We start from the raw sequence: 12,851 nt of genomic DNA, 5'->3' as shown, positions 1-12,851 counted from the left end.
GCGGCGATGAAGGCCTGATTCTCGGCGATCGCTGTCTTTGTGCGGTGCCGTCCCTAGAATGCCGTGATGTCACGCCGCCCATTGTTTCGCGCGAAGCCTCGTCCACCGTTGTCGCGGGTGCTCGCGCTGGTCGTCGGGCTGGTGTTGGTCACGGGCGTGCAGGCCACCTCGCCGCTGCGCGGACCACCCCACCACCGCACCACCGTGCCCGCCACCGCCGGACCTTGTGTGCACCTGTCGGCCCGCCTGCCGCACATGGGGCGCGCGCTGTGCGATGCCGCCGGGCTTGTTCCCACCGAGGGCCGTTCAACGCAGGGCCGCACGCTGTACGCGCGCGACGTGGTGGCGCCGCAGGTGCGCTTGCGCGTGCTGGTGGTGGGCGCCGTGCATGGCGACGAGATGTCGTCCGCTTCGGTGGCGCTGCACTGGATCCAGCACGCGCTGAAAGAGCCTGCGGACACCCATTGGCGTTTCATTCCCGTGCTCAACCCCGACGGCCTGCTGGCCCGGCCCGCCACCCGCGTGAACGCGCGGGGTGTGGACCTCAACCGCAACTTTCCCACGCCCAACTGGGAGCGCGATGCCAAGGTGTATTGGGAGCAGCGCACGCGCAAGGACCCGCGCCGCTGGCCCGGCCCGAGCCCGCTGTCGGAGCCCGAGTCGCGCTTTCTGCACGACGAGATGGCGCGCTTCCAGCCGCACCTGATCGTGAGCATCCACGCGCCCTACGGCGTGCTCGATTTCGACGGCCCGGGCGCGCCACCGCCCAAGCTCGGGCGCCTGTATCTGGACCAGGTGGGCATCTTCCCCGGCAGCCTGGGCAACTACGGCGGCGTGCACAGCGGCATGCCCGTGGTCACGATCGAATTGCCCAACGCCTTTCGGGCCCCGCTGGAAAGCGAAATGCGGCAGATGTGGATGGATCTGCAGCGCTGGATGGTGGAGCGCTTGCGCCCTTGACGCCGGCTCAGGCCTGGCCGGGCGGCTGGGCGACCCGCAAGCGTGCCGACACCGGCGCAGTCTGCGCATCAGACGGCATGCCGTAAAAGCCGAAATCCATCGCGGGTCGTTCGCCGTGAATCAACTCGGCCAAGGCCTTGCCGGAGCCTGCGCCGTGGGTCCAGCCCAGCGTGCCGTGGCCGGCGTTGATCCACAGCTTGCGCAGCTTCGTGCGACCAATCAGGGGAATGTTGGTTGGCGTGGCCGGGCGCAGACCGCACCAGAACTGCGGGTCGCCGCCTTGCTCGGGCGTGCGGGTGTCGGCCACACCGGGGAACACCTGCTCAATGCGGCGCACCAGCATCTCGCAGCGCTTCTTCGCCAGCGGCGTGTCCAGCGAAAGGTCAAACCCGCCGAGTTCGATGGTGCCGGCCACGCGCAGCTGGTTGCCCAGGCGCGAGACGGCGATCTTGAGCTGGTCGTCGATCATGCTCACGCTGGGTGCCTGGTCGGGCTTGAGCAGGGGCAGCGTTGCGCTGTAGCCTTTGCCCGGGTAGATCGGCACATCCACGCCGACCGATTTCAGCAGCGGCGTGCTGTACGAGCCGCAAGCGACCACGAAGGCGTCCGACTTGAGCACCCGCGCCAGGCCGCTCTGGCGGTCACGCACCCGCACCTCGCGGATTTCGCGGCCATCGCTGTCCAGGCGTTCGATGTCGTGGCCGAACATCAGCCTCGCGCCGCGCTGGCCGCACAGGGTCGCCAGTTGTTGCGTGAAGGTGCGCGCGTCGCCCGACTCGTCGCTCTGGGTGTAGGTGCCGCCCACGATGCGATCGGCAAAGGCCTGCAGCGCAGGCTCGATGGTGAGCAGTTCGCTGCGCGACACCACGCGGCGCTTGACGCCAAAGCGCTGCATCACGGCGGCCGCTTCGGCGGCGCCGTCAAAGGATTTCTGATCGGTGTAGTAGTGGGCGATGCCACGCTCCAACCGGTGGTACTCGATGCCGGTGTCGGCCACCACCGCCTTGAGCGCGGCGTGGCTGTACGAGCCCAGCGCCACGAGTTGTGCCACGTTGCGCTCGAAGGCCGCGTCGTTGCATTGCGCCAGAAACTGCAGCCCCCAACGCCATTGCGCCCAGTCGAGCTGCGGGCGGAACAGCAGCGGCGACTCGTCGGAGAACATCCACTTCAGGGTCTTGAGCGGCGCGTCCTTGTTGGCCCAGGGCTCGCAGTAGCTCACCGAGATCTGTGCCGCGTTGGCGAAGCTGGTCTCCAGCGCCGCGTCGGTTTGCCGGTCGACCAGGGTGACCTCGTGCCCGCGCTGCAGCAGGTGCCACGCCGTGCTCACGCCAATGATGCCCGCGCCCAGTACGGTGACTTGCATGACCCACTCCTTCAAACGATGAAACTGGTGTGCAGTATCGAAAGAAGGTGCTTCGAAGTGAAGCGGAATTAAACTAAAATTTTGGGCATCAGATCAGCTTATAGACCCCATGAGCACCTTCGATCCCGACGCCCTTGAATGCCTGGCCGCCATCATTGAGGAGGGCGGCTTCGAGCGCGCCGCGCAGCGCCTGTCCATCACGCAATCGGCCGTGTCGCAGCGGCTGCGGGCCCTGGAGGCGCAGGTCGGCACCGTGCTGATCGTGCGCAGCCGGCCACTCAAGCCGACACCGGCCGGCCAGCTCATGCTCAAGCACGCCAAGATGATGCGGCTGTTGCGCGCCGATCTGGAAAAGGACCTCAAGGAACTCGCGCCCAGTTCCACCGGCAGTGGCCGCGAAGAGGAGCGCATCTCGGTGGCCATCAACGCCGACAGCATCGCCACCTGGGCCCTGCCCGCGCTCGACGCGCTGGCACAAAACGGCTTGCCGATCGAAATCATCACCGATGACCAGGAGTTCACCCACGAGTGGCTGCGCGAGGGCCAGGTGCTGGGCTGCGTCACCTCGCTCGGGCAGGCGCTGCGGGGCTGCAAGATGGAGGCGCTCGGCACCATGGACTACGTGGCCGTTGCGCGGGCCGATTTCGCGGCGCAGCACCTGCCCAAAGGCCTGAACGCGCACAACTTTCACAAGGTCCCGTTCGTGGCCTTCAACCGCAAGGACAACCTGCAACACGGCTTCGTGATGAAGGCCTTCGGCCTGCCGCGGGTGATGCTCAAGCAGCTCTTCGTGCCCTCCAGCGAGGGCCAGGTGCGCGCCGTGCAGGCGGGTTGGGGGGTGAGCGTGTTGCCCGCGCTGCGCGTGCGCGATCTGATCGAATCGGGCGAGCTGGTCAATCTCGCGCCCCGCCACCGCCTGGGCGTGGCGCTGTACTGGCATTGCTGGAACCTGAGCTCCGACGTGCTGGACGCCTTGAGTGCCGCGCTGCGCAGCGCGGCTGCCGACAACCTGCGGCCGGGCGTCGACGCCAAACTGCCGAAGCAGTGACCGGTGGGTCTTCAACACTACTTTTCGGTAGTGTTGTCGACGAATCCGTCAAAGTGAAGCAGAATTCCAGAGGTCTCACAAGGTTCTCCATGACCAGCGCAGTTCACAAATCACCGCCCGAAGCCCCTCAAAAACGCAGCTTTCGCCAGCAAATGCATCTGGCCCGCGAAGACGCGATCATTTCTGCGGTGAATCGCCTGCTGGCTGAAAAGGGTTTTGATGCCATGACGGTGGACGAGGTGGCCGCCGAAGTCGGCATTGCCAAGGCCAGCCTCTACAAGCACTTCCCCAGCAAGGAGGACCTGGCGGCTGCGGCCATGGTGCGGGTGATGGACCTGGCTCGTGCATTCCTCGACAGCCTGGAAGGCCGCCCCGGCAACCCGCCGATCGAACAACTCCGGGCCGTGGCCCGCTGGACGATGGAGGTGCAGCTCGCTGGCGAGATGCCTTCGTTGCCCAGTGCCAACTCCAGCCTGCGCGCCTCCCTGACGAACAACAAGGCCTATGTGGACGGTCTCATGGACGTGAGCGAGCGTCTGGGGGGCTGGATCACGCAGGCCCAGGCCGACGGCAGCCTGAACAGCCATTTGCCCGCCATCGCCGTGCTCTACACACTGTATGCACGGGCCTGCGATCCGGTGCTGGGCTTTCTCAAGGGCTCAGGACTGCACAGCAACGAAGACATCATCGAGATGGTGCTCAGCACTTGTTTTGACGGGCTGAAGGCGCGCTGATGCCTCCTCCCCCTCGCCCCAATAAAAAAGGCCGCAGATGCGGCCTTTTTTGTTGGGGTACGGGTGGGGTCAGCGAACCAGCAACACCGGCACACCACAATGGGCCAGAACAATGGTGGCCACCGAACCCATCACCAGATTGCCCAGTGCGCTGTGGCCGTGTGAGCCCATCACCAACAGGTCGAACTTGCCGCTGTCCGCGGCCTTGGCGATCACTTCACCCGCCGACCCAACCTTCTGGATGACGGTGGCGTCCATGCCGTGGCGCTTGAGGAATTTCACCACCGGTGCGGTGATCTTGGCGGCTTCATCGGCGTAGTAGCCGTTGGCCACTTCGGCACCGACCGCAGCGCGTGCCCGTGGAGGCAACGGGGCTTGCACCGTGATGAGGGTCACCGAGTTGCTGCTGCCGAACATCTCGTCGTGGGTCGCCAGGTAGGCCAGCATCTTCTTGGTGTACGCGCTGCCGTCGACTGCGAGCAGGATCTTCATGAGGGTCTCCTTGTTGGGTCAGGTGTGAATGAGCGAGTGTAGGGTCTTCGCAAGGCTGACATTTGCGCTGCCTCAAACAGCGTGTACCTTGCCGTGCGGCGCAGCGATTGGGTTCACGCGGATGCAGCAGGCGGGCACAAAGCCGGCCTGCTCGTTCTTGTCGTGATAGCCCAGCGGGTTGGCCACGATGCGGCAACGCCCCACCTGCACGTCGGTCGGGCAATGCAGGTGGCCATGCAGCCACAAGTCGGCCAGCGGCAGCAGTTCGTCCAGACCGTTGCAGAAGCCCGCCGTGCCCGGGCTTCTGCCGTAGCGCGGGTCCATGCTGTGCAGCGTGGGAGCAAAGTGGGTGATGACCACCGTCGGGCCGTCGAACGGCTCGGCCAGCGCATCGCGCAACCAGGCCTGGCATTCCAGCGCCAGCGCGCGCATCGCCTCCGCGTCGAACAGGCGGCCGTGGCGCTGGCCCCCCATCTTCACCAGGTAGTGGTTGGCGGCGCGAAAGGCTTTTTCGCGCTGCTGGAGACGGTGGGTCAGCGGATCGGGTGCGCGTTTGGGTGGTACCGCGCCGGCCCGGCCGTGCCGGGCGGGTGTCGGCGTCGGGGCATGTTCACCCAGCGCGTCGTAATCGCTCCAGAGCGTGGTGCCGATCAGGCGCACGCCCTGCATCTGCAGGGTTTCGCGCTCCAGCCACTGGATGCCGAGCCGGTCGCACACCTTGCGCAGTTCGGCGTGCGCCTTGTCCAGGTCCAGCGCGTCGTATTCGTGGTTGCCGGGCACGTACACCACCGGCGCGGGCCAGCCCGCGTATTGGGGCAGGGGAGAAAACCGTTGCAGCCCCCAGTCGGGTTCGCCCATCACGCTGCCATCGCGGCGCACCTGGTACGAGCCGATGTCACCGGCCAGCACGAGCAGATCGGCATCTCCCGCGGGCACGGGCACAAAGGCGGGGTTGGCTTCGAGGTGCAGGTCGCTGAGCAGCTGGATGTTCATGTGGTCATTGTCGGCCAGGGACCGTCAGTCTCCCTTTTTGGCCTTGCGCGCCCGCGTGGGCTCCGGCGCCGCCTTGACATTGCGAAAGCCGACCGCAGACGCCCGCTCAACCGCTTGCCGCAGCCAACGGTGCGCGCTGTTGTGGGTGGCCTGGCGGTGCCACAGCGCGTCCACATGCACGGCCGGCACCTGCAAGGGCAGGTCAACCAGGGCGAGTTCGTGTTCCATGCCGGTGGCGCCGACAAAGTGCCGCGGCAGCACCGTGAGCAAATCGGTGGTGGCCACCACACGCCCGGCGGTGAAGAACTGGTTGACCGTGAGCACCACGCGCCGCTGGCGGGAGAGCGCGGCCAGGGCCTCATCGACAAAGCCAAAAGGGCGCCCCGAGAAACTCACCAGCAGGTGGCGCGCGTCGCAGTACGCGTCCAGGCTCAACGGCTGTCCGGCCAGGGGGTGGCCCTTGCGCATCACCACCACGTATTCGCCGTCGTACAGGCGCTGGTGCAGGAACTGCGGGTTGTTCTCCTGGAGGTGCAGGGCTCCGAGCTCGGCCAGCGCGCCCGGAAAATGCCCGATCGCCAGATCGGCCGAGCCGTTTTCCAGCAGATCGCGCGGGTCGCGGGTGGTCAACGGCACGACCCGCAGGTTCACCCCGGGCGCTTCGGTCTCGAAGATGTCCATGAGGCCGGGCACGAGTTTGGCTGCGGTGGCGTCGGCCATGGCCAGCACGAAGGCGTTGTGCGCACTCACGGGGTCGAAGGTGCCCGGCGCCAGGGATTCACGCAGCAAGTGCAGCGCGTCGCGCACCGACGGCCACAGGCTCAGCGCCAGCGGCGTGGGTTCCACGCCATAGCCGGAGCGGCGCACCAGATCGTCGCCCACCACCTCGCGCAGCCGTCGCAACGCGTTGCTCACCGCGGGCTGCGTCATGGCGAGATTGTGGGCGGCGCGGGTGAGGTTGCGCTCGGTCATCACCTCGTCGAACACCCGAAGCAGGTTCAGATCGAGCGTGCGGAAGTTCAAGCTATTTATCACCCCTGTGAATGTAAATCATCACAAAGATAAATTGGCAAGAACCGCGGGTTAACCCTAGTATTGCGTTGTCCAAAAGACATTTATCCCTCCTTAGGAGTTCGCCATGAGCAGCCTCGCATCCACCCCCTCTTCCGTTTCACTGGGCCTCGGTCGTACACCGTCGGCCAAGCAGACCCGTCGCCACACCGACAGCTCGCGCAGCCTGGCTGCCCTGTTGCTGGCCGCCGTGGTCGCTGCCATGGTCATCCTGGCGGATCGTGTGGTCAGCACCTGGGCCGATGGCCATCTCTTGCTCGCCTGGGTGTTCCTGTGGGTGGTCGTGTTCGCCGGCATGGCCTTGTTTGCCGATTCGGCCCGCCGCCTTGCTCGCCGCGGCATGGTGGTGCTCGACAGCTGGTCGCAATCCATGGCGGAGGCCCGCGCGGAAACCCGCTTGTGGGAGATGGCCCGCCTCGACCCCCGCCTGATGAGCGAGCTGACCCTGGCCCGTACCCGCGCCGAGCTGGACGAACCTGTCGAAACGTTCGACGCTGCACTGGCGCCGCTGGGTCTGCCCGTGCGGGCTGAAGCCGCAGCGCCCGCCGAGTCGTACTGGGAGCGTCTGGGCAAAGCACGCGCTGCACGCCACCTGCACAACCGCTACCTCTGAGCGCCAACGCGCCTCGGGCGCGCGCCCACAAAAAAGCCACCAGGTCCGGTGGCTTTTTTTTCGCCCGGGCTTCTTGACCCGGGAGGCTTGAGGAGCGCCGCAGATCGTGCAGCGAACCCTGTCGGAGCTCTGGCCCTAGGCGGCCAGGCGCTTCTCGATCTTCGCTTTTGTCTCCTCGAGTTCCCGTGGCAGGTGGTGAGCCAGTTGGGTGAACAGCTCGCTGTGCAGTTCGAGTTCCTTCATCCAGGCGGCGCTGTCGATGTGGGTGACGGTCTTGTACTGCTCGGCCGAGAAGTTCAGGCCGTCCCAATGGATGTCTTCATAGCGCGGGCTCACGCCGAAGGCGTGCTCGGTGCCCTGGCCACGGCCTTCCAGGCGGTCGATCATCCACTTGAGGACGCGCATGTTTTCACCAAAACCGGGCCAGACGAACTTGCCGGCCTCGTCCTTGCGGAACCAGTTCACACAGAAGATGCCGGGCAGCTTGGCGCCCTGGTTCGTGAGCTGATCGCCCATGTCCAGCCAGTGCTGGAAATAGTCGCTCATGTTGTAGCCGGTGAAGGGCAGCATGGCGAACGGGTCGCGGCGCACCACGCCCTGCGCGCCAAAGGCGGCGGCGGTGGTTTCCGAGCCCATGGTGGCGGCCATGTAGACGCCTTCGGTCCAGTTGCGGGCTTCGGTCACCAGCGGCACGGTGGTGGAGCGGCGGCCACCGAAGATGAAGGCGTCGATCGGCACGCCGGCCGGATCGTCCCAGGCCGGGTCGAGCGCCGGGTTGTTGGTGGCGGCCACGGTGAAGCGGGCGTTGGGGTGGGCGGCCTTGGCGCCGGTTTCCTTGGCGATCTGGGGCGTCCAGTCCTTGCCCTGCCAGTCGATGGCGTGCCCAGGTGCATCGCTCATGCCTTCCCACCACACGTCGCCGTCGTCGGTCAGGGCCACGTTGGTGAAGATCACGTCGCGGTCCAGGCTGGCCATGCAGTTCGGGTTGGTCATGGTGTTGGTGCCTGGCGCCACACCGAAATAGCCCGCTTCGGGGTTGATCGCGTACAGGCGGCCATCGGCGCGCGGCTTGATCCAGGCGATGTCGTCACCGATGGTGGTGACGCTCCAGCCCTCGAAGCCCTTGGGTGGGATCAGCATGGCGAAGTTGGTCTTGCCACAGGCGCTGGGGAAGGCGGCTGCCACGTGGTATTTCTTGCCTTCGGGGTTGGTCACGCCCAGGATGAGCATGTGCTCGGCGAGCCAGCCCTGCTGCTTGCCCATGGTGGAGGCGATGCGCAGCGCGAAGCACTTCTTGCCCAGCAGCGCGTTGCCGCCGTAGCCCGAGCCGTAGCTCCAGATCTCGCGCGTTTCGGGGTAGTGGACGATGTACTTGGTGGTGGGGTTGCACGGCCAGCCGGTCTGGTCCGTCTCGCCAGCAGCGAGCGGTGCGCCCACGGTGTGCACGCACGGCACGAATTCGCCATCGGTGCCCAGCACGTCGAACACGGCCTTGCCCATGCGGGTCATGAGCTTCATGTTGACCGCCACGTAGGCACTGTCGGAGAGCTCGATGCCGATGTGGGCGATCGGGCTGCCCAGCGGGCCCATGCTGAACGGCACCACATACATGGTGCGCCCGCGCATGCAGCCGTCAAACAGCGGTTGCAGGGTGGCGCGCATCTCGGCCGGTGCCTTCCAGTTGTTGGTCGGGCCAGCGTCTTCCTGCTTGTTGCTGCAGATGAAGGTGCGGTCTTCCACGCGAGCCACGTCCGACGGGTCGGAGCAGGCCAGGAAGCTGTTGGGACGTTTGACCGGGTTGAGCCGCTTCATCGTGCCGGCGCTCACCAGTTGCTCGCACAGGCGGGCGTATTCCTCGTCGCTGCCATCGCACCAGACCACCGTGTCGGGCTTGCACAGGGCGGCCATGTCGGCCACCCAGGCGATCAGCCGGGCATTCTTCACATAGGAGGGGGTGTTGAGGGTCAGGCCCTGCATCACGGGAGAGTTCATGGAAAAGGCTCCAGAAGTTGATAACCGGTGGGCACCAGAGACGCCGACAGCCGCGGGCTGCAGAAAATATGCAACTGGGCGGCTGTCAGGGTCCCTTGTGCTTGAAAGGGGCGGTCGGCGCTGGTGGCTGTGGGGCGGTTGGCGCCCGGCAGCAAGAGGGACAAGGGGCGGGTTGGTGTGCCCGCGGCTCGGTCCGTGTGTCGTCCTTGCCTCGATTTTATGAAAGTGGGCGGCAGGTTACGAACTGGTTACATGCAAAACCCGCATAACGTGATGCATTAAACAGTGATCGGAGAAGAGCCCCGCGACGCCAAACAAAACGGCCGAACGCCCGCGGGGGCGTTCGGCCGTGAAGCCGGAGCGCGCTGGCTCAGGCCATGAAAACGGCGATGAAGGCCAGCAGGAACATCAGCACACCGCCGGCGATGGGCAGCACGATGGGCATCATGGGAACGATGGACTCCACCACGTCTTGGGGCTGGTCGCTGGGGGTGTTGTGGTTGTGCTGGGACATGGGCTCTCCGCAAGGTGGTTCAAAACTCCGGCGATTTTAAGGCAGACGCTTCAGAGCAAGGCGTAGGTGGTGCTCGCGCGGCACACGCTGCGCCCGTCGGTGGCGCCAGCGATGTCGATTTCGCCGAACACCAGGCTCTTGCCGGCGCGGATCACGCGTGCGGTGATGCGGGCGTCCTGGCCGGAGAGAGGCTTCAAGAAGCTGGTGTTGAGCTGCACCGTGGTCATGGGGCGCTGATCCCCCAACTGCGTGACGATGGCCAGCACCATGGCGGTGTCCGCGGCCGACATCATGGCCTGGCCGCACAGCATGCCGCCCACGCGCGAGAGCTGGTCGTTCTGCGGCAGACGCAGCGTCACTTCGCCGTCGGCAAACGACTCGACCTGCAAGCCCAGCGCCTGGACCCAGGGGGCAAACCAAGCGGACAGCAGGCCTTGCAGTGATTCAACGGACATGGGGGGCAGCGGATGGGTCATTCAGTCCTCTTTGCGGAAACGGGCGAGCCAGTGATCCATCAGTTTGCCAGCCGCCTCGCGCCCGCCCAGGCCGAACGACAGTGCAACGGCCACCGCCACCGCGCCCAGCGTGAGACCGAAGGCGAGGTTGACGATGTCATCGGCGAGGCCCATGGCGCGCAGGCCCATCGCGATCACCAGCGCCAGGATCGCGTAGCGGCCGATGCGTGCGAGCCCCTGGGTGCGCGCGCCGCTGGCGCGGTCGATGGCGTCATGGGCCACGTTCGCCAGCCAGAAGCCGATCACCAGGATCGCCGAGCCCAGCAGGATGTCGCCGCCGAAGCGTATGAAGCTGGTCACGATGTCGCTGACCTGGTGGAACCCGAGTTGCGCGGCCGCCTCCACCGTGGCGAACAGCATGGCGAAAAACAGCACCACCCGGCCAACCACGCGGGAGGCGCTGGTCTTCTCGAACGCGTGGGCCAGCCCCACGCGTGCAGGCAGCGTGTCAAAGCCCAGCGTGGCGAGCAGGCTGGCCAGCAACTGGCTGGCAAAGCTGGCCACCAGCCAGGTGATCACCAGGATCAGGCCGGCAGCGATGATGTGGGGAACGGCCTGCATCAGGGTGCCCAGCATGTCGGTCGCGGGGCGCGAGATGGCTTCGATCTTCAGGGCGTCCAGCGCGGCGATGAGCGAGGGCAAAAATACCGCGATGAAGACCAGCATGCCGATCGCGCTGGACAGGCGTACCGACTCGGCCAGACCTGCGCGGGCGCCCAGCTTGTCGATGCCTGCCGTGCGACTGAGGTGTGTGGTGAGGTTGCACAGCACGGTGGCCACGATCCAGCCCACGCCACCGATCACAAACGCCGCCACCACGTTGGGCAGCATGTCCAGTGTCTTTGTGACCATGTTGCGCAGGGGATCCAGCAGACCTTCGAGCTGCAGCGCGCCCAGGATGGCTGGCACGAACAGCAGGATCACGAGCCAGAACAACGCGCCCGCCAGACCTTCGCTCATGGGCGCCATGTCGGCGTGTTCCGAGAGCTTGTCGTCCAGCGTGGTCTTGTCGAGCAGCTTCTGCGTGAGGGCGCGCACCACGCTGGCCACCAGCCAGCCCACCAGCGCCAGCACCAGGCCGCCAAGCAGGCGCGGTGCGTATTCAAACAGCTGCGTGGCGAATGCCGAGAACGGGCCGGAGACGATGGCCAGGTTCAGCGAATTGAACACCGCCATCAACGTGAGCAGGATCACCACCCAGAACAGGGCGAGTGCCACGGCGCCCTCGATGTCCACACCCGTGCCGGTGAGCTTGCCGAAGCGGTGGTTGACGCCGATGAAGCCCAGGCTCTTGCGCGTGGCCGCCCGCACGACCACGGCGATCAGCCAGCCCAGAATGAAGATGGCCAGCGCACCGAGCAACTGAGGGATGTGGGTGCCGAGATTGCTTTGCAGCGATTCCCACAGGGCGTTGGTGTTCATGGCGCTCCTCGGATTGGTGTGTCAGGACCGGGCCATGATGCAGAGCGCCTCGGCCAGCGTCAACCAGGCTTCGCGCCTGAACTCAGAGCAGCGCGGTCTCGAAACCCGCTTGCTGCAGGCGTTCGATCACCTGCGCGATGTGTTCGCGCCCGCGCGTTTGCAGCACCAGTTCGATGGCGACGTTTTGCGCGGCCAGCAGCGTGAAGGCGCGCTGGTGGTGCACCTCGTCGATGTTGGCGCCCGCGTCGGCCACGGTGGCGGTGATGCGGGCCAGGTTGCCCGGCACGTCGCGCGCGTTGACCTGGATGCGCGCCAAGCGGCCCGCGCGCACCATGCCACGTTCGATGATGGAGGCCAGCAGCATCGGGTCGATGTTGCCGCCGCACAGCACCAGGCCCACGCGTTTGCCGGCGAAGCGCTCCGGGTGTTTGATCAGCGCGGCCAGGCCGGCGGCGCCCGCGCCTTCCACCAGCGTCTTTTCGATTTCCAGCAGCATTACGATGGCCTGTTCGATGTCGCCCTCGTCGACCAACAGCAGGTCGTCCACCTTCTGGCGCACGATGGCCTCGGTGATCACGCCCGGCGTGCCCACGGCAATGCCTTCGGCGATGGTGCTTGTGCCCTGCGGCAGGTGGGTGCCCTTGATTGCATTGACCATGGCGGGGAACCGCTCGGTCTGCACGCCGATGATCTCGATGTCCGGGCGGATCGCCTTGGCCGCCGTGGCCATGCCGGCGATCAGGCCGCCGCCGCCGATGGCCACCACCAGCGTGTCCAGATCCGGCTGCTCGCGCAGCATCTCCAGCGCCACCGTGCCCTGGCCGGCCACGATGGCTTCGTCGTCGTAGGGGTGCACGAACACCAAGCCTTGCTGCTGCGCCAGTTCGCGGGCGTGGGTGCGCGACTCGTCCAGCGTGTCGCCGTGCAGCACCACCTCGGCGCCGAAGCCGCGCGTGCGCTCCACCTTTACCCCGGGCGTGAAGCGCGGCATGACGATCACCGCGCGAATGCCCAAGCGGTGGGCATGGTAGGCCACACCTTGCGCGTGGTTGCCCGCGCTCATGGCGATCACGCCGCTCGCCCGTTCGTCGGCGCTCAGCTGCGCGAGCTTGTTGCAGGCACCGCGCTCCTTGA

General features: G+C 66.3%; 13 protein-coding genes. 4 read left to right on the top strand and 9 right to left on the bottom strand.

The features are described 5' to 3' along the window. The first annotated feature begins 66 nt into the window (after positions 1–66). Positions 67–960, top strand: coding sequence for a M14 family murein peptide amidase A (locus IV113_RS08235; protein WP_291082909.1), 894 nt, complete (start codon positions 67–69; stop codon positions 958–960). 7 nt (positions 961–967) lie between these two features. On the opposite strand, the gene IV113_RS08230 is transcribed toward IV113_RS08235, so the two are convergent. Further along, on the bottom strand, positions 968–2,323 hold the full coding sequence (locus tag IV113_RS08230; protein ID WP_291082906.1) for a D-amino acid dehydrogenase: 1,356 nt from the start codon (positions 2,321–2,323) through the stop codon (positions 968–970). A 109-nt stretch (positions 2,324–2,432) separates the two neighbouring features. Here IV113_RS08230 and IV113_RS08225 point away from each other — a divergent pair, with 109 nt between their 5' ends. After that, positions 2,433–3,371, top strand: a complete 939-nt coding sequence (locus IV113_RS08225; protein ID WP_291082903.1) for a LysR family transcriptional regulator ArgP — start codon at positions 2,433–2,435, stop codon at positions 3,369–3,371. An 89-nt stretch (positions 3,372–3,460) separates the two neighbouring features. Then, positions 3,461–4,105 carry a TetR/AcrR family transcriptional regulator gene (locus tag IV113_RS08220; RefSeq protein WP_291082901.1) on the top strand — a complete coding sequence of 215 codons (645 nt, stop codon included), beginning with the start codon at positions 3,461–3,463 and terminating at the stop codon, positions 4,103–4,105. Between the two features lie 69 nt (positions 4,106–4,174). Here the strand turns inward: IV113_RS08220 and IV113_RS08215 are convergent, their stop codons facing one another. The 3 genes from IV113_RS08215 to IV113_RS08205 form a co-directional block, all read right to left on the bottom strand. Continuing rightward, entirely contained in the window at positions 4,175–4,597 is a 423-nt protein-coding gene (locus IV113_RS08215; protein WP_291082898.1) for a universal stress protein, read from the bottom strand. A gap of 72 nt (positions 4,598–4,669) precedes the next feature. Beyond that, positions 4,670–5,590 carry a metallophosphoesterase gene (locus IV113_RS08210; protein ID WP_291082895.1) on the bottom strand — a complete coding sequence of 307 codons (921 nt, stop codon included), beginning with the start codon at positions 5,588–5,590 and terminating at the stop codon, positions 4,670–4,672. A gap of 24 nt (positions 5,591–5,614) precedes the next feature. After that, a complete protein-coding gene (locus IV113_RS08205; protein WP_291083218.1) occupies positions 5,615–6,622 on the bottom strand; it encodes a LysR family transcriptional regulator in 1,008 nt (335 codons plus the stop codon). 106 nt (positions 6,623–6,728) lie between these two features. Here IV113_RS08205 and IV113_RS08200 point away from each other — a divergent pair, with 106 nt between their 5' ends. After that, complete coding sequence (locus tag IV113_RS08200; RefSeq protein WP_291082892.1) at positions 6,729–7,274, top strand: hypothetical protein; 546 nt, start codon at positions 6,729–6,731, stop codon at positions 7,272–7,274. A 135-nt stretch (positions 7,275–7,409) separates the two neighbouring features. Here IV113_RS08200 and IV113_RS08195 read toward each other — a convergent pair whose 3' ends face one another. From IV113_RS08195 to IV113_RS08175, 5 genes are all read right to left on the bottom strand, one after another. Continuing rightward, complete coding sequence (locus IV113_RS08195; protein WP_291082887.1) at positions 7,410–9,266, bottom strand: phosphoenolpyruvate carboxykinase (GTP); 1,857 nt, start codon at positions 9,264–9,266, stop codon at positions 7,410–7,412. Positions 9,267–9,636: 370 nt separating this feature from the next. Next, the gene (locus IV113_RS08190) at positions 9,637–9,780 is read right to left on the bottom strand and encodes a hypothetical protein (RefSeq protein WP_291082882.1); all 144 of its coding nucleotides are present in this window, start codon (positions 9,778–9,780) and stop codon (positions 9,637–9,639) included. Between the two features lie 50 nt (positions 9,781–9,830). Further along, the gene (locus IV113_RS08185; RefSeq protein WP_291082879.1) at positions 9,831–10,235 is read right to left on the bottom strand and encodes a PaaI family thioesterase; all 405 of its coding nucleotides are present in this window, start codon (positions 10,233–10,235) and stop codon (positions 9,831–9,833) included. Between the two features lie 21 nt (positions 10,236–10,256). Then, positions 10,257–11,717 (bottom strand): mechanosensitive ion channel, encoded by a 1,461-nt coding sequence (locus tag IV113_RS08180; RefSeq protein WP_291082876.1) that lies wholly within the window; start codon positions 11,715–11,717, stop codon positions 10,257–10,259. Between the two features lie 82 nt (positions 11,718–11,799). Continuing rightward, positions 11,800–12,851, bottom strand: a 1,052-nt coding sequence (locus tag IV113_RS08175; RefSeq protein ID WP_291082873.1) for a threonine ammonia-lyase, incomplete at its 5' end; no start/stop codon positions are given.

The organism is Hydrogenophaga sp. (genome assembly GCF_018780385.1).
GTDB lineage: Bacteria > Pseudomonadota > Gammaproteobacteria > Burkholderiales > Burkholderiaceae_C > Hydrogenophaga.
This window is presented reverse-complemented; position numbering and strand designations above follow the sequence as displayed.